Below are 19,293 nucleotides of genomic sequence, written 5' to 3'. Positions count from 1 at the left end.
GGGCAGGCGGCACGTCGCCGCCGCGCCCGCCCGCCTTTCGGCGTATCAGGCCGGCGCCGTCACGCCCGGGCCGCGCATCACATTGATCCCCAGATCCAGCAGCACCCGGCGCGTCTGCGCGTCGGGAACATCCTCGGCGTAGACCTCGATGCCCAGCGCGCGCGCCGTCTCGAGCACCGAGGCTGTGAGCTGCTGGCTGCCCGGGCTTTGCGTCATTCCGCCCACGAACCCCCCGCCCAGCTTCACATAAGCGAGCGGCACGGTGTGCAGCTGCGCCACCGCGGCGAACTGCTGCGCCAAGCGTCGCAGGCCGACCCGGGCACCCGCTTCGGTTACCGTTGCGGCGAACGCCTGCACCGCTTCTGGCGCCTCGACCAGACCATGCGCATCCACTTCGATGCACAGCCGCGCGGCCAGCGCGGGCTGCGCGTGCAGGATTTCGGCCAGGCGCGGCAGGAAGTGCAGGGTACGCAGCGACGGCAACGCGACGCGCACGGCGAGGTCGCCGCGATGCGTCTGGAGCCAGGCCAGCCCGAGCTCGACCGCCTGCAGGTCGCAGTCGGCGACCAGACCCAGACGCACCGCCGGCGGGATGAACAGCGTGGCATGCAGCGGCGGACGGCCGGCCTCGTCGAGCAAGGTCAGCGTCGCCTCGGCGCGCACCGGTTCGCCCTGCGCCGTCCGCAGCATGTCGGTGGCCAGCCCGAACCGACGCTCGGCCAGCGCGGCCGACAGGGTGCTCTGCCAGGCCAGCTTGCCCGCTTCGGACGGCCCTTGCGCGTCGCTGTCGCCCACGACCACCACATGATCATCGCCGGCACTTTCGGCGCGCATGAGGCCGAAATCGAGGCGGCCCAACACGGCGCTCGCGCCGGTGCCCGGCGCGTAATCGGCCAGGGCCAGCGCCCAGCGGCACAGATGGCCTTCACCCACCGGGATGCGCGAGGCGTGCAGGTCGCTGCGCAGCTGTTCGGCGATCGACAGCGCCCGCGGCGCGGCACAGCCGGCCAGGAGCACGGCGAAATCCGAGCCGTTCAGCCGGCCCACCAGCGACGGCGCGGCATGCAGTTGTTCCAGTGATGCCAGGATGCGGTTGCTCACACCGCCCAACCACTGATCGATGAACTCGCGGGGCAGGTGGCGATTGAGGTCGGACAGGTCGCGCTGACGGAAGATGAAGATATGGCCGCCGGACGCCGCTGCGCCGGGCGCCGCTGCGCCGGAAGCCGCTGCGTCGAATGCCGCTGCGCCGGGTGTCGCCGTGCCGAGCGCCGTCGAGTCACCGCGCCCGCTTTGCTCGAGAATGCGGCGCAGTTCGTTGAGGAAGTAGCGGCGATTGGGCAGGCCGGTGACGGGATCCAGATTGACCTCGAGCTCGAGCGACTCGATCTTGGCGTTCTGCTCTTCCACGCTGGCCTGGATGCGCTCGCGCGTCTGGTTGAGTGCTTCGACCACGCCCGAGAGCTCGGGCACGCGCACCTGCATGGGTGTGGCGGCCGCGCCCTGGCCGATGCGGCGCACCTGGTCGCTGATCTCGCGCAGCAGCCGATTCTGAATCCAGCGCACGAGCCAGAAGGCGAAGAGCGCCCACAACGCGCCGGCGCCAGCGACGAGCGCGATCATGCGCAGGCTGCCGTGCCACAGGGATTGCCATGCGTAGGCGTCGTTGGCGAGCAGCGTCACGGAGCCGATCTGCTTCCAGCCGTCGCTCACCGCGTGGGTGGCGGGTTCGGATTGCAGGGGCGCCAGCGACTTGAACCAGCCCGGCACGCCGTCCGCCGCCGCGGGCGCCTGCCGTTCGACGATCGTCTTGCCGTCCGGGTCCGCCAGCCGCACCTGCGAGAAATGGCCGCCGTCGAACAGCGCGGACACCAGCAGCTCCTGCACGACAGGATCGTTGTTGGCAGGCTGTGACAACGACAACGCCAGGGACACGGCCGCGTCGGTGCTCTGCACCTGGAGTTGACCGGAGAGATACTGCCGCGCCGCGTTGATGTTGAGCGCGAGCGCGCCGAGCAGGATCACCGCGATGGCGAGGGTCACGCTCAGCAGTAATTGTCGGAGTATGGACATGGTTGAATTTTCCTGACGTCAGGGGCGTATGCCTTCCCGTTCCATGCGTTGAAGGAGGTCGCGCCAGCGGCCCAGCCGATCGGCGGGGGCGGCGGCTTTGCCGTCGACGTAAACGCCTTCGGCATTGAAACTGAACACAGGCGTGAGATCGCGCCGGTCGGTGGCGGGCAGGATCGTCGAGATGAGACTGTCGAGCACCAGCGGCACCGCGTTAGGGGTTTCGTAGTAGCCCAGCACCATATGTGCCACCTGGGTGCTGCTGCCGGGTCCGCCGATGCGGGCCCGCACGTAGATGAAGCGCAGCTTCTCGGGCGGCACACCGAGCGCCAGCAAGGTGAAGTATTTGCCGATGACGAAGTCTTCGCAGTCGCCGATCCCCTTGCCCAGGGACTCCAGCGGGGTGGCCCAGTAATCGGCCTGGCCCCAGATCGCCGGGTCTTCGCCTGCGCGCAGGGTTCGGTTCCAGAAGTCGTTGGTCCGCGTCAGCGTTTCGCGCGTTTGCTTGGGGGCGGGCGCGCGCAACAGCTGCAGCCAGTCGTTTACAGCCTGCGTGCCCTGATGCCCGTAGCGGCTCGCCGCCAGGCTCTGCAATCGGCCGGCGTCGATGTCGAGGGCGTGGCTGCCGCCCCAGCTCAGGGCCAGGCAAAGCACGACCCATCGGCTCAGCCGAGGCAGGCTGCGGGGACGGAGACTCGAAGGCATGACACGGATTTTCACATCTTTCAGCCGGCTTCGGTGCGATGCAGACGGCGCGCTGCCCGGAGCAGACAGCGCGCCGCGCGGCTTGGGGATCAGTGATTGACGTCGAGTTTCCCCTTTTGCAGCAGGTCGTTGATGATGGCCTGGTTGTCCAGCGTGCCGTTCTGCGTGAGATCCACGTTTTCGAGCACGATCTTCTGGTCCGCGCCCTGACCGATCTGGCCTTGCGTGTTGATGTTGATGACGGTGTTGTTGCCGTCTTTCTGGAAGTTGAGGTACTGCGTCAGCGTGCCGTCCTTCTCGCCGATCAACAGGTCCTTCAGATCCAGGATGTCGCCACCGTCGGCCGGCTTGGCCGTGGAGAAGTCCTTGATGACGTCGACCGCGGGGGCGGCGATCGTGCCCTGGTCGCTGAGCTCCCACTTGAACGTGTCGCTGCCGGTGCCGCCCAGGAGCGTGTCATTGCCCTTGCCGCCGATCAGGGTGTCGTTGCCGCTGCCGCCATCGAGCCTGTCGCTGCCCGCGCCGCCATGCAGCAGGTCGTTGCCCGTACCGCCGTAGAGGATGTCGTTGCCGTCTTCACCATACAGCGAGTCGTCGCCGCCCTGACCATAGATGATGTCGTTACCCGTGCCGCCGCGCACCGTGTCGCCGCCGCCGCGCGTATCGTCGGGGAGGTTGAAGCTGGCGTGGTTGGCCTTGAGGTAGTCGTAGACCTCCAGGGTCGTGGGCGTCTTGCCGTTGGTGTAGGTGAGGTAGTCGACCAGCGCCTTCATGCCCTGACCGTCGTGCGAGCCGGCCGCGACGTTGCCCCAGGCGAGATGATCGGTATTGATCGTGTCGCCGAAAATGACGTCGTCGCCGGCGCCGGCGCTGATGTTGTCGCTGCCCACCGTGGCCGGGTCGGTGCTGGAGCTGCCGCGTTCGAGCGCGGCGGCGAGCTGGTCGCCCTGCAGCACGATGTCGACCTGGCCGGACGGCGCGATCACCATCTGGCTCGATGCCCACACCGCCAGCGTGATGTCGTCGATCGACACCGTCGACATGCGCAGGTTGTTGGAGTTGTCGATCACCTCGAACACGAAGCGATAGGTGCCCGCCGACAACAGACGCGACTCGATGCCGGTCGTGCTGTTGTAGCCCGACGTGCTCGTGCCGCTGTCGGCCGTGACCCAGCGTCCCGTGGACGAGTCATAACGCTGCACCGTCCAGTTGAACTGATCGCCCGTGACGAAATTGCTCGTGAGCGCGGTGAAGCTCACCTTGCCGTAGCTGCCCGAGGAGATGGAGAAGTTCGGGCTGGTGGCGGTCGTGGAGCTGCCGCCGTTCCAGTCGGTAATCGCCATCGTGTTGCTGCTGCTGCGGCCGACCGATCCCGACAGCAGGCCCGTGCCTGTCGTGGACCAGTTGCTCACGTTGTTCATGCCCGTGCCGGTCGAGGTATTGAAGCTGGCCATGACCGTTTCGGTGCCGGTGCCGAAGGTGACGTAGCCCGTGCTGTTGCCGTTGCCGGTGTTGTCGAACAGCTTCAGGTACTCGCCGTTGACCCCATTGCCGATGCCGATCGCGTGAACACTGCTGGTGTTGCTGAGCGGCGCGAAGGCATTCACCGACTCCTGCAGCGTGACCACGTCGGTCGAGTTGCCGGTGCCGCCGATCGTGCCGGTGGAGCGGATGTAGTAGGTGGGGTCCCCGTCGGTCAGGAAGAAGGTGAGGTTCTCGTAGCCGGCTGCCGCCGTCTTGCCGGCCGCCGTCTGGTTGTTGAACCAGGTCACCGCGGTGTTGAACGCGGCTTCGTAGTTGGTGCCGCCATCCGCGACGAGGTTGTTGATGGCAGTGAGCAGGCTCGGCAGATTGCTTTTGTTGAGGCCTTGCAGCGTGATCGCCTGGTTGCTGTTCGTGGAGAAGCCGATCAGCGTGACGTTGACCACGCCATCGTGACCGGACAGTTGCGTGCCCAGGTTGGTGAGCGCGTCCTTGACCAGCTTGATCCGCGAATTCGCATAGGTCGTGTTGGTCGAGCCGTCCAGGCCGAAGGCCATGCTGCCCGAGGTGTCCACGACAAGCGCGATGTTGTAGTTCTTGCCGGGTTCAACCGTGGTGACGGTACCGCCCTTGTCGCCCAGGATGATGTCGTCGCCCGATCCCCCGACGAGCGGCGAGCCCGGGGCGCTGCCGGAATTCTCGCCCGTCACGAGATTGTTCGTGACGATCGCGAAGTTGTATTCGCCCGAGGTGTTCTTGCCGCCCAGGTCCGTGCCGCCCGTGTCCTGCACCTTGAAGCCGAATGAGGTGTCCTGTCCGGCCGTCGAGGGCGTGTAGACCAGCTTGCCGGCGGCAATGTCCGCTGCCGAGACGGCCGTGTTGACGGTGACCGCCTGACCGTTGAGCGTCAGCGTGCCGTTGGCGGGCAGGCGCGAGATGATGACGCTTTGCAAGCTGTTGCCCTCGGCGCCGTCGCTGAACGCGAAGTCGCTGGTCTTGAAGGCGTAGCCTGCACCCGCGCCCACCGTCGTCGAATTGTCGGCCGATACGGGCGCGTCGTTGGTGCCCACGACCGATACCGTGATCGGCTGAGTGGTCTTGCCATCGCCGGCCGTGACGTTGAAGGTCTCCGACAGCACGGCGCCGGGCCCGAGGTTCTGCACCGCGGGCAGGCTGTTGTTCAGCGAGTAGGTCCAGTTGCCGCTGCCATCGATCGAGAAGCTGCCATATTTGCCGACCACGTTGGTCTGCGCCACGACACCGCTCTGGCCCGCGTCCGCGTCGGTGACGGTGAGCTTGCCCGTGGCGGTCAGTGTGTAGTCCTCGATGACCGAGCCGGAGGTCTGGCCGGTGATCACCGGGGCGTCGTCCGTCCCGTTGATCGAGACGGTGACCGTCTTGGTGTCGGTGCCTCCCTGGCCGTCGCTGACCTGCACCGTGTAGGTCTCGGTGACCGTCTCTCCGCCTTTCAGCACCTGCGCGGCAGCGTTGTTCAGCGTGTACGTCCACTTGCCGGCGGCGTCCATGGAGAAGGAGCCGTAGGTGCCCGTCGTGTTGCCGACGGTGGCATAGGTGAGTCGGTCGCCCGTGTCCACATCGGTGGCGGACAGCTGGCCGCTCGCGGTCTGCGTTCCGTCCTCGGTGACGGTGCCCGTCAGGGTGCCCGAGAGCTTCGGCGCGTCGTTGGTCCCCTGGATTGTGACCGTGATCTGGCTCGTCGTGCCGTCGGCCGACTTGACCGAGAAGGTCTCGGTCAGGGACTTGCCGGCGCCCAGTGCCTGCACCGAGTTATTGGCGTTGTCGAGGTTGTAGGTCCAGTTGCCGTTGGCGTCGATGGCGAAGGTGCCATAGGCGCCCTTGGTGGCGGCCTGGACTTGGAAGCTTGCCTGACCTGCGTCGGGGTCGACCACGTTGAGCTTGCCGGCGGCGAGCAGGGTGCCGTCTTCCTTCACGATGCCTGCGTCGTCACCCGGCTTGCTCGGAGTGATGATGGCGGCGTCGTCGGTGCCGTTGATGGTGATGTTCACCGTCCTGGTGTCGATGCCGCCTTGGCCGTCGCTGACTTGAACGGTGTAGGTCTCGGTGACGGCTTGGCCCGACTTCAGGACCTGAGCTGCTGCGTTATCCAGCGTGTAGGTCCACTTGCCGTTGGCGTCCACGGCGAAGGAGCCGTAAGTGCCCGTTGCGCCACCGACGACGGAGTAGGTGAGTTTGTCGCCGACGTCGACGTCGGTGCCGGTCAGTTGGCCCGATGCCGTCTTGACGCCGTCTTCCGTGACCGTGCCGGTAACCTCACCGGAGAGCTTCGGTGCGTCGTTGGTGCCCTGGATCGTGACGGTGATCTGGCTGGTCGTACCGTCTGCCGATTTGACCGAGAAGGTCTCGGTCAGCGACTTGCCGACACCGAGTGCCTGCACGGAGTTGTTGGCATTGTCGAGGTTGTAGGTCCAGCTGCCGTTGGCATCGATGGCGAAGGTGCCATAGGCGCCCTTGGTGGCGGCCTGGGCTTGGAACGTCGATTGGCCAGCGTCGGGATCGACGACGTTGAGCTTGCCGGTGGCGAGCAGGGTGCCGTCTTCCTTCACGATGCCTGCGTCGTCACCCGGCTTGCTCGGGGTGATGATGGCTGCGTCGTCGGTGCCGTTGATGGTGATGTTCACCGTCTTGGTGTCCGTGCCGCCTTGGCCGTCGCTGACTTGAACGGTGTAGGTCTCGGTGACGGCTTGGCCCGACTTCAGGACCTGAGCTGCTGCGTTATCCAGCGTGTAGGTCCACTTGCCGTTGGCGTCCACGGCGAAGGAGCCATAGGTGCCTGCGGCGTTGCCGACGACGGAGTAGGTCAGCTTGTCGCCGACGTCGACGTCGGTGCCGGTCAATTGACCCGATGCCGTCTTGACTCCGTCCTCGGTCACCGAGCCGGTGACTTCGCCGCTCAACTTCGGTGCGTCGTTAGTCCCTTGAATCGTGACCGTGATCTGGCTGGTCGTGCCGTCGGCCGACTTCACCGAGAAGGTCTCGGTCAGGGACTTGCCGACACCGAGTGCCTGCACGGAGTTATTGGCGTTGTCGAGGTTGTAGGTCCAGTTGCCGTTGGCGTCGATGGCGAAGGTGCCGTAGGCGCCCTTGGTGGCGGCCTGGACTTGGAAGGTCGATTGGCCGGCGTCGGGATCGACGACGTTGAGCTTGCCGGTGGCGAGCAGGGTGCCGTCTTCCTTGACGATGCCTGCGTCGTCACCCGGCTGGCTGGGGGTGATGATGGCGGCGTCGTCGGTACCGTTGATGGTGATGTTTACCGTCTTGGTGTCCGTGCCGCCTTGGCCGTCGCTGACTTGAACGGTGTAGGTCTCGGTGACGGCTTGGCCGGTCTTGAGGATCTGAGCGGCGGCGTTGTCGAGGGTGTAGGTCCACTTGCCGTTGGCGTCCACGGCGAAGGAGCCGTAAGTGCCCGTTGCGCCACCGACGACCGAGTAGGTCAGCTTGTCGCCGGCGTCGACGTCGGTGCCGGTCAGTTGACCCGATGCCGTCTTGACGCCGTCTTCGGTCACCGAGCCGGTGACTTCGCCGCTCAACTTCGGTGCGTCGTTAGTCCCTTGAATCGTGACCGTGATCTGGCTCGTCGTGCCGTCGGCCGACTTCACCGAGAAGGTCTCGGTCAGCGACTTGCCAACACCCAAGGCCTGCACGGAGTTGTTGGCATTGTCGAGGTTGTAGGTCCAGCTGCCGTTGGCATCGATGGCGAAGGTGCCGTAGGCGCCCTTGGTGGCGGCCTGGACTTGGAAGCTTGCCTGACCTGCGTCGGGATCGACGACATTGAGCTTGCCCGCGGCGAGCAGGGTGCCGTCTTCCTTCACGATGCCTGCGTCGTCACCCGGCTTGCTCGGAGTGATGATGGCGGCGTCGTCGGTACCGTTGATGGTGATGTTCACCGTCTTGGTGTCGGTGCCGCCTTGGCCGTCGCTCACCTGCACCGTGTAGGTCTCGGTGACGGCTTGGCCCGACTTCAGGACCTGAGCTGCTGCGTTATCCAGCGTGTAGGTCCACTTGCCGTTGGCGTCCACGGCGAAGGAGCCGTAGGTGCCCGTTGCGCCACCGACGACCGAGTAAGTGAGCTTGTCACCTACGTCGACATCGGTGCCGGTCAGTTGACCAGTGGCTGTCTTGACGCCGTCTTCCGTGACCGTGCCGGTAACTTCACCGGAGAGCTTCGGTGCGTCGTTGGTGCCCTGGATCGTGACGGTGATCTGGCTGGTGGTGCCGTCAGCCGACTTGACCGAGAAGGTCTCGGTCAGGGACTTGCCGGCACCGAGTGCCTGCACGGAGTTATTGGCGTTGTCGAGGTTGTAGGTCCAGTTGCCGTTGGCATCGATGGCGAAGGTGCCGTAGGCGCCTTTGGTGGCGGCCTGGACTTGGAAGGTCGATTGTCCGGCGTCGGGATCGACGACATCCAGCTTGCCATTGGCGACGAGTTGGCCGTCCTCCTGGACGCGACCTTGATCGGCGCCCGGCGTATGCGGGGTGATCACGGCCGCGTCGTCGGTACCGTTGATGGTGACCGAGATGACCTTCGTGTCGGTGCCGCCGTGGCCGTCGCTCACCTGGACCGTGTACGTTTCGGTGATCGCTTGGCCCGACTTCAACGTTTGGGCGGCAGCGTTGTCGAGCGTATAGGTCCACTTGCCGGTGGCATCGACACCGAAGGAACCATAGGTTCCCTTGGCGTTGCCGACGACAGAGTAGGTGTGCGTGTCGGTGGTGTCGACGTCCGTCGTGGTGAGCTGACCGCTGGCGGTCTTGGTGCCATCTTCGGTAACGGAGCCCGTGACTTCGCCACTCAGCTTCGGTGCGTCGTTCGTGCCTTGGATCGTGACCGTGATGTCGTGCGTGGAACCGTCGGCCGACGTGACCGTGAAGGTCTCCGTCAGACTCTTATCCGCGCCGAGTGCCTGAACTGCCTTATTCGCGTTGTCGAGGTTGTAGGTCCAGTTACCGTTCGCGTCGACCGCGAACGTGCCGTAGGCGCCTTGCGTCGTGGGTTGTGCCTGGAACACGGCCTGACCAGCATCCGGATCAACAATGTCCAGTTTGCCGTTAGTCGTAAGCTGTCCGTCTTCCTGAACGCGACCTTGGTCCGCGCCCGGGGTGTGCGGGGTGATGATGGCTGCGTCGTCGGTGCCATTGATGGTGACCGAGATAACCTTCGTGTCGGTGCCACCGTGGCCGTCGCTGACTTGGACCGTGTAGGTCTCGGTGATCGCCTGACCCGACTTCAGCGTCTGCGCTGCTGCGTTATCCAGCGTATAGGTCCACTTGCCGGTGGCATCGACACCGAACGAACCGTAGGTTCCCTTGGCGTTGCCGACGACAGAGTAGGTGTGCGTGTCGGAGGTGTCGACGTCCGTCGTGGTGAGCTGACCGCTGGCGGTCTTGGTGCCATCTTCGGTCACGGACCCAGTGACTTCGCCACTCAGCTTCGGCGCATCGTTGGTTCCTTGGATCGTGACCGTGATGTCGTGCGTGGAACCGTCGGCCGACGTGACCGTGAAGGTCTCCGTCAGACTCTTATCCGCGCCGAGTGCCTGAACTGCCTTATTCGCGTTGTCGAGGTTGTAGGTCCAGTTACCGTTCGCGTCGACCGCGAACGTGCCGTAGGCGCCTTGCGTCGTGGGTTGTGCCTGGAACACGGCCTGACCAGCATCCGGATCAACAATGTCCAGTTTGCCGTTAGTCGTAAGCTGTCCGTCTTCCTGAACGCGACCTTGGTCCGCGCCCGGGGTGTGCGGGGTGATGATGGCTGCGTCGTCGGTGCCATTGATGGTGACCGAGATAACCTTCGTGTCGGTACCGCCGTGGCCATCGCTGACCTGGACCGTGTAGGTCTCGGTGATCGCCTGACCCGACTTCAGCGTCTGCGCTGCTGCGTTATCTAGCGTATATGTCCACTTGCCGGCGGCATCGACGCCGAAGGAACCATACGTTCCCTTCGCGTTGCCGACGACAGAGTAGGTGTGCGCGTCGGTGGTGTCGACGTCAGTCGTGGTGAGCTGACCGCTGGCGGTCTTGACGCCATCCTCGGTCACGGACCCAGTGACTTCGCCACTCAGCTTCGGCGCATCGTTGGTTCCTTGGATCGTGACCGTGATGTCGTGCGTGGACCCGTCGGCCGACGTGACCGTGAAGGTCTCCGTCAGACTCTTATCCGCGCCGAGTGCCTGAACTGCCTTATTCGCGTTGTCGAGGTTGTAGGTCCAGTTGCCGTTGGCGTCGACAGTGAAGGTGCCGAACGCCCCTTGAGTCGACGGTTGCGCTTGGAACACAGCTTGGCCGGCATCCGGATCGACGATGTCCAGCTTGCCGTTGGTGACGAGCTGACCGTCTTCTTGAACACGACCTTGATCGGCCCCGGGCGTGTGCGGGGTGATCACGGCTGCGTCGTCGGTGCCGTTGATGGTGACCGAGATGACCTTCGTGTCGGTGCCGCCGTGGCCGTCGCTGACCTGGACCGTGTAGGTTTCGGTGATCGCTTGGCCCGACTTCAACGTTTGGGCGGCAGCGTTGTCGAGTGTATAGGTCCACTTGCCATTGGCATCGACACCGAACGAACCATAGGTTCCCTTCGCGTTGCCCACAACGGAGTAGGTGTGTGTGTCGGTCGTATCGACATCAGTTGTCGTCAGCTGACCGCTGGCCGTTTTGACGCCATCTTCCGTGACGGAGCCGGTGACCTCACCACTCAGCTTCGGCGCATCGTTGGTTCCTTGGATCGTGACCGTGATGTCGTGCTTCGACCCGTCGGCCGACGTGACCGTGAAGGTCTCCGTCAGAGACTTGTCGGCGCCTAGAGCCTGGACAGCCTTGTTGGCGTTGTCGAGGTTGTAGGTCCAGTTGCCATTGGCGTCGACGGCGAAGGTGCCGTAGGCGCCGGCCGTCGCCGGTTGAACTTGGAACACAGCCTGCCCAGCATCCGGATCGACGATATCGAGCTTGCCGTTGGTGACGAGCTGTCCATCCTCCTGAACGCGGCCTTGATCGGCTCCCGGTGTATGCGGGGTGATCACGGCAGCATCGTCGGTGCCATTGATGGTGACTGAGATAACCTTCGTGTCGGTACCGCCGTGGCCATCGCTGACCTGGACCGTGTAGGTCTCGGTGATCGCCTGACCCGACTTCAGCGTCTGCGCTGCTGCGTTATCTAGCGTATATGTCCACTTGCCGGCGGCATCGACGCCGAAGGAACCATACGTTCCCTTCGCGTTGCCGACGACAGAGTAGGTGTGTGTGTCGGTCGTATCGACATCAGTTGTCGTCAGCTGACCGCTGGCCGTTTTGACGCTATCTTCCGTGACGGAGCCGGTGACCTCACCACTCAGCTTCGGCGCATCGTTGGTTCCTTGGATCGTGACCGTGATGTCGTGCTTCGACCCGTCGGCCGACGTAACCGTGAAGGTCTCCGTCAGGCTCTTATCCGCGCCCAGCGCCTGAACTGCCTTATTCGCGTTGTCGAGGTTGTAGGTCCAGTTACCGTTCGCGTCGACCGCGAACGTGCCGTAGGCGCCCGCCGTCGCCGGCTGAGCTTGGAACACAGCCTGTCCGGCGTCCGGATCGACGATATCGAGCTTGCCGTTGGTGACGAGTTGTCCGTCTTCCTGCACACGACCTTGGTCGGCCCCCGGCGTGTGCGGGGTGATCACGGCGGCATCGTCAGTACCGTTGATGGTGATCGAGATCACCCTCGTGTCGGTACCGCCGTGGCCGTCGCTAACTTGAACCGTGTACGTTTCCGTGATCGCCTGGCCCGACTTCAGCGTCTGCGCTGCGGCGTCGTCCAGCGTGTAGGTCCACTTGCCGGTGGCATCGACGCCGAAGGAGCCATACGTTCCCTTCGCGTTGCCGACGACGGAGTATGTGTGCGTGTCAGTGGTGTCAACGTCGCTGGTCGTCAACTGACCGGTAGCCGTCTTGGTTCCATCCTCGGTCACCGAACCCGTGACTTCACCGGAGAGCTTCGGTGCGTCGTTCGTCCCTTGAATGGTGACCGTGATGTCGTGCGTGGAACCGTCGGCCGAGGTGACCGTGAAGGTCTCCGTCAGCGACTTGTCTGCGCCGAGAGCCTGGACAGCTTTGTTGGCATTGTCCAGGTTGTACGTCCAGTTGCCGTTCGCGTCGACCGTGAAGGTGCCGAACGCACCCTGCGTCGAAGGCTGCGCTTGGAATACAGCTTGGCCGGCATCCGGATCGACGATATCGAGCTTGCCGTTGGTTACGAGCTGGCCGTCTTCCTGGACGCGACCTTGATCGGCCCCCGGAGTGTGCGGGGTAATGACCGCTGCGTCATCCGTGCCATTGATGGTGACCGAGATCACCTTCGTGTCGGTACCGCCGTGGCCGTCATTGACCTGGACGGTGTAGGTCTCGGTGACAGCCTGACCAGACTTCAGGACCTGGGCCGCCGCGTTATCCAGCGTATACGTCCACTTGCCCGTGGGATCGATGGCGAACGAACCGTAGGTGCCGCTGGCCTTGCCAACCACGGAGTACGTGTGCGTGTCGGTCGTGTCGACATCAGTCGTGGTGAGCTGACCGGAAGCCGTCTTGGTGCCGTCCTCGGTCACCGAGCCCGTGACTTCACCAGAGAGCTTCGGTGCGTCGTTCGTGCCTTGAATCGTGACCGTGATGTCGTGCTTCGTACCGTCGGCGGACGTGACCGTGAAGGTCTCCGTCAGCGATTTGTCGGCGCCTAGAGCCTGGACAGCCTTGTTGGTGTTGTCGAGGTTGTAGGTCCAATTACCGCTCGCATCGACGGCAAACGTGCCGTAGGCACCCGCCGTTCCAGGCTGCGCCTGAAACACAGCCTGGCCGGCATCCGGATCGACGATATCGAGCTTGCCGTTGGTGACGAGCTGTCCGTCTTCCTGCACACGACCTTGGTCGGCCCCCGGCGTGTGCGGGGTGATCACGGCGGCATCGTCGGTACCGTTGATGGTGATCGAGATCACCTTCGTGTCGGTGCCGCCATGGCCGTCGCTGACCTGGACGGTGTAGGTCTCAGTGATCGCTTGACCCGACTTCAGCGTCTGCGCTGCGGCGTTGTCCAGCGTGTAGGTCCACTTGCCGGTGGCATCGACGCCGAAGGAGCCATACGTTCCCTTCGCGTTGCCGACGACGGAGTATGTGTGCGTGTCAGTGGTGTCAACGTCGCTGGTCGTCAACTGACCGGTAGCCGTCTTGGTTCCATCCTCGGTCACCGAACCCGTGACTTCACCGGAGAGCTTCGGTGCGTCGTTCGTCCCTTGAATGGTGACCGTGATGTCGTGAGTGGAACCGTCGGCCGACGTGACCGTGAAGGTCTCGGTCAGGCTCTTATCCGCGCCGAGTGCCTGGACCGCCTTGTTGGCGTTGTCCAAGTCGTAGGTCCAGTTGCCGTTCGCGTCGACCGTGAAGGTGCCGAACGCACCTTGCGTCGAAGGTTGCGCCTGGAATACAGCTTGGCCGGCATCCGGATCGATGATGTCCAGCTTGCCGCTAGTGACAAGTTGGCCGTCTTCCTGGACGCGACCTTGGTCGGCTCCCGGTGTATGCGGGGTGATCACGGCAGCGTCGTCGGTTCCGTTGACCGTGACCGAGATGACCTTCGTGTCGGTGCCGCCGTGGCCGTCGCTCACCTGGACCGTGTAGGTCTCAGTAATCGCTTGGCCCGACTTCAACGTTTGGGCGGCAGCGTTGTCGAGTGTATAGGTCCACTTGCCATTGGCATCGACACCGAACGAACCATAGGTTCCCTTCGCGTTGCCCACAACGGAGTAGGTGTGTGTGTCGGTCGTATCGACATCAATTGTCGCCAGCTGACCGCTCGCCGTTTTGACGCCATCTTCCGTCACGGAGCCGGTCACTTCACCGCTCAGCTTCGGCGCATCGTTGGTCCCTTGAATCGTGACCGTGATGTCGTGCTTCGTCCCGTCGGCTGACGTGACCGTGAAGGTCTCGGACAGCGACTTATCGGCACCAAGTGCCTGAACTGCCTTGTTGGTATTGTCGAGGTTGTAAGTCCAGTTGCCGTTCGCGTCGACCGTGAAGGTGCCGAACGCACCTTGAGTCGAGGGTTGAGCTTGGAACACAGCCTGCCCGGCATCCGGATCGACGATGTCGAGCTTGCCGTTGGTGACGAGCTGTCCATCCTCTTGGACGCGACCCTGGTCGGCGCCCGGCGTGTGCGGGATGATGACGGCAGCGTCATCAGTCCCGTTGATCGTGACCGAGATCACCTTCGTGTCGGTGCCGCCGTGTCCGTCGCTGACCTGGACCGTGTAGGTCTCCGTGATCGCTTGACCCGACTTCAGCGTCTGCGCTGCGGCGTTGTCCAGCGTGTAGGTCCACTTGCCGGTGGCATCGACGCCGAACGAGCCATACGTTCCCTTCGCGTTACCGACGGCGGAGTACGTGTGCGTGTCAGTGGTATCGATGTCAGTCGTGGTGAGCTGGCCGGAAGCCGTCTTGGTGCCGTCCTCGGTCACCGAACCCGTGACGTCACCGGAGAGCTTGGGTGCGTCGTTCGTGCCTTGAATGGTGACCGTGATGTCATGCTTGGAACCATCGGCGGACGTGACCGTGAAGGTTTCCGTCAGCGACTTGTCTGCGCCGAGAGCCTGGACAGCTTTGTTGGCATTGTCCAGGTTGTACGTCCAGTTGCCGTTCGCATCGACCGTGAAGGTGCCGAACGCCCCTTGAGTCGACGGTTGCGGCTGGAACACAGCTTGACCGGCATCCGGATCGACGATATCGAGCTTGCCGTTGGTGACCAGCTGTCCATCCTCTTGGACGCGACCCTGGTCGGCGCCCGGCGTGTGCGGGGTGATGACGGCAGCGTCATCGGTGCCGTTGATCGTGACCGAGATCACCTTCGTGTCAGTGCCGCCGTGTCCGTCGCTGACCTGGACCGTGTAGGTCTCCGTGATCGCCTGACCCGACTTCAACGTCTGCGCAGCAGCATTGTCGAGCGTATACGTCCACTTGCCCGTGGGATCGATGGCGAACGAACCGTAGGTGCCGCTGGCCTTGCCAACCACGGAGTACGTGTGCGTGTCGGTCGTGTCGACATCAGTCGTGGTGAGCTGACCGGAAGCCGTCTTGGTGCCGTCCTCGGTTACCGAACCCGTGACTTCACCGGAGAGCTTCGGTGCGTCATTCGTGCCTTGAATCGTGACCGTGATGTCGTGCTTCGACCCGTCGGCGGACGTGACCGTGAAGGTCTCCGTCAGCGATTTGTCGGCGCCAAGGGCTTGAACTGCCTTGTTGCCATTGTCGAGGCTGTAGGTCCAGTTGCCATTGGCGTCGACGGTAAATGTGCCGTAGGCGCCCGCCGTTCCTGGCTGCGGTTGGAACACGGCTTGGCCGGCATCCGGATCGATGATGTCGAGCTTGCCGTTGGTGACGAGCTGGCCGTCCTCTTGCACCCGGCCCTGATCGGCGCCAGGGGCGTGCGGGGTAATGATTGCAGCGTCGTCGGTGCCGTTGATGGTGACCGAGATCACCCTCGTGTCGGTGCCGCCGTGGCCGTCATTGACCTGGACGGTGTAGGTCTCGGTGACAGCCTGACCAGACTTCAGGACCTGGGCCGCCGCGTTATCCAGCGTATACGTCCACTTGCCCGAGGCATCGACAGCGAACGAACCATAGGTGCCGGTGGTCTTGCCAACCACGGAGTAGGTGTGCGTGTCAGTGGTGTCAACGTCGCTCGTCGTCAACTGACCGCTGGCGGTCTTGACGCCATCTTCGGTCACGGAGCCGGTAACCTCGCCACTCAGCTTCGGCGCATCGTTGGTTCCTTGGATCGTGACCGTGACGTCGTGCGTGGAACCGTCGGCGGACGTGACCGTGAAGGTCTCGGACAGCGACTTATCGGCACCAAGTGCCTGTACAGCCTTGTTGGCGTTGTCGAGGTTGTAAGTCCAATTACCGTTCGCATCGACCGTAAACGTGCCGAACGCACCCTGCGTCAAAGGCTGGGCCTGGAATACAGCCTGTCCGGCGTCCGGATCGACGATATCGAGCTTGCCGTTGGTGACAAGCTGTCCGTCTTCCTGCACACGACCTTGGTCGGCACCCGGCGTGTGCGGGGTGATCACGGCAGCATCGTCGGTGCCGTTGATGGTGACCGAGATGACCTTCGTGTCGGTGCCGCCATGGCCGTCGCTGACCTGGACCGTGTAGGTTTCGGTGATCGCTTGGCCCGACTTCAACGTTTGGGCGGCAGCGTTGTCGAGTGTATAGGTCCACTTGCCCGTGGCATCTACGCCGAAGGCGCCATATGTTCCCTTCGTGTTGCCTACTACGGAGTAGGTGTGCGTGTCGGTCGTATCGACATCAGTTGTCGTCAGCTGACCGCTGGCCGTTTTGACGCCATCTTCCGTGACGGAGCCGGTGACCTCGCCGCTCAGCTTCGGCGCATCGTTTGTCCCTTGGATCGTGACCGTGATGTCGTGCTTCGACCCGTCGGCCGACGTAACCGTGAAGGTCTCGGTCAGGCTCTTATCCGAGCCCAGCGCCTGAACTGCCCTATTCGCGTTGTCGAGGGTGTAGGTCCAGTTGCCGTTGGCGTCGACGGCGAAGGTGCCGTAGGCGCCGGCCGTTCCGGGCTGGGCCTGGAATACAGCCTGTCCGGCGTCCGGATCCACGATGTCGAGCTTGCCGTTGGTGACGAGTTGTCCGTCTTCCTGCACACGACCTTGGTCGGCCCCCAGCGTGTGCGGGGTGATCACGGCGGCATCGTCGGTACCGTTGATGGTGATCGAGATCACCTTCGTGTCGGTACCGCCGTGGCCGTCGCTAACTTGAACCGTGTACGTTTCCGTGATCGCCTGACCCGACTTCAGCGTCTGCGCTGCGGCGTTGTCCAGCGTGTAGGTCCACTTGCCGGTGGCATCCACTGCGAACGCACCATAGGTGCCGGTGGCCTTGCCCACGACAGAGTAGCTGTGCGTGTCGGTCGTGTCGACGTCAGTCGTGGTGAGCTGACCAGATGCCGTCTTGGTGCCGTCCTCGGTCAGCGAACCGGTAACTTCGCCCGAGAGCTTCGGTGCGTCGTTCGTGCCTTGGATCGTGACCGTGATGTCGTGCTTCGACCCGTCTGCGGACGTGACCGTGAAGGTCTCGGTCAGCGACTTATCGGCACCAAGTGCTTGTACAGCCTTGTTGGTGTTGTCGAGGTTGTAGGTCCAGTTGCCATTGGCATCGACAGTGAAGGTGCCGTAGGCGCCGGCCGTCGCCGGCTGAGCTTGGAACACAGCCTGCCCGGCATCCGGATCGACGATGTCGAGCTTGCCGTTGGTGACGAGCTGTCCATCCTCTTGGACGCGACCCTGGTCGGCGCCCGGCGTGTGCGGGGTGATGACGGCAGCGTCATCGGTGCCGTTGATGGTGACCGAGATCACCCTCGTGTCGGTGCCGCCGTGGCCGTCGCTCACCTGGACCGTGTACGTTTCGGTGATCGCCTGACCCGACTTCAACGTCTGGGCGGCAGCGTTGTCGAGCGTATAGGTCCACTTGCCGGTGGCATCGACGCCGAAGGAACCATACGTTCCCTTCGCGTTGCCGACGACAGAGTAGGTGTGCGTGTCGGTCGCATCGATGTCAGTCGTGGTGAGCTGGCCGGAAGCCGTCTTGGTGCCGTCCTCGGTCACCGAACCCGTGACGTCACCGGAGAGCTTGGGTGCGTCGTTCGTGCCTTGAATGGTGACCGTGATGTCGTGAGTGGAACCGTCGGCCGACGTGACCGTGAAGGTCTCGGTCAGCGACTTATCGGAACCAAGTGCCTGGACAGCCTTGTTGGCGTTGTCGAGGTTGTAGGTCCAGTTGCCATTGGCGTCGACGGCGAACGTGCCGTAGGCTCCAGCCGTCGCCGGTTGAACTTGGAAGACGGCTTGGCCCGCATCTGGATCGACGATATCGAGCTTGCCGTTGGTGACGAGCTGACTGTCTTCTTGAACACGACCTTGATCGGCCCCGGGCGTGTGCGGGGTGATGACGGCAGCGTCATCCGTGCCGTTGATCGTGACAGAGATGACCTTCGTATCCGTGCCACCGTGGCCGTCGCTAACTTGGACCGTATAGGTTTCGGTGATTGCTTGGCCCGATTTCAGCGTCTGAGCGGCAGCATTGTCGAGCGTGTAGGTCCACTTGCCCGAGGCATCGACAGCGAACGAACCATAGGTGCCGGTGGTCTTGCCAACCACGGAGTAGGTGTGCGTGTCAGTGGTGTCAACGTCGCTCATCGTCAACTGACCGCTGGCGGTCTTGACGCCATCTTCGGTCACGGAGCCGGTAACCTCGCCACTCAGCTTCGGCGCGTCATTCGTGCCTTGGATCGTGACCGTGATGTCATGCGTGGAGCCATCGGCCGACGTGACCGTGAAGGTCTCCGTCAGCGACTTGTCGGCGCCAAGGGCTTGAACTGCCTTGTTAGTGTTGTCGAGGTTGTATGTCCAGTTGCCATTGGCGTCGACGGCGAAGGTGCCGTAGGCGCCAGCCGTCGCCGGTTGAACTTGGAAGACAGCTTGGCCCGCATCCGGGTCAACGACGTCGAGTTTGCCGTTGGTCGTAAGCTGTCCGTCCTCCTGGACGCGACCTCGGTCGGCACCAGGGGTGTGCGGGGTGATTACGGCGGCATCGTCGGTACCGTTGATGGTGACCGAGATGACCTTCGTGTCGGTGCCGCCGTGTCCGTCGCTGACCTGGACCGTGTAGGTCTCGGTAATTGCCTGACCCGACTTCAGCGTCTGGGCGGCAGCGTTGTCGAGCGTGTAGGTCCACTTGCCGGTGGCGTCGACGCCGAACGAACCATAGGTTCCCTTCGCATTGCCGACGACGGAGTATGTGTGCGTGTCAGTGGTGTCAATGTCGCTGGTCGTCAACTGACCGGTAGCCGTCTTGGTTCCATCCTCGGTCACCGAACCCGTGACTTCACCACTCAGCTTGGGCGCGTCGTTGGTCCCTTGGATCGTGACCGTGATGTCGTGCATGGAACCGTCGGCCGACGTGACCGTG

3 protein-coding genes are annotated in these 19,293 nt (G+C 63.6%); all 3 read right to left on the bottom strand.

What is annotated here, in order from left to right; translation table 11 throughout:
* Positions 1–45 precede the first annotated feature (45 nt).
* On the bottom strand, positions 46–2,073 hold the full coding sequence (locus CAL25_RS12075; RefSeq protein ID WP_094800303.1) for a bifunctional diguanylate cyclase/phosphodiesterase: 2,028 nt from the start codon (positions 2,071–2,073) through the stop codon (positions 46–48).
* A gap of 18 nt (positions 2,074–2,091) precedes the next feature.
* Positions 2,092–2,775: a transglutaminase-like cysteine peptidase gene (locus tag CAL25_RS12070; RefSeq protein WP_094800301.1), complete on the bottom strand. Its 684-nt coding sequence runs from the start codon at positions 2,773–2,775 to the stop codon at positions 2,092–2,094.
* Positions 2,776–2,864: 89 nt separating this feature from the next.
* A partial coding sequence (locus CAL25_RS12065) for a VCBS domain-containing protein (protein ID WP_094800299.1) occupies positions 2,865–19,293 on the bottom strand: 16,429 nt, incomplete at its 5' end.

The organism is Bordetella genomosp. 5, from assembly GCF_002261315.1.
GTDB lineage: Bacteria > Pseudomonadota > Gammaproteobacteria > Burkholderiales > Burkholderiaceae_B > Bordetella.
Note: the sequence above shows the minus strand (reverse complement) of the source record. Positions and strands in the feature narration are given on the sequence as shown.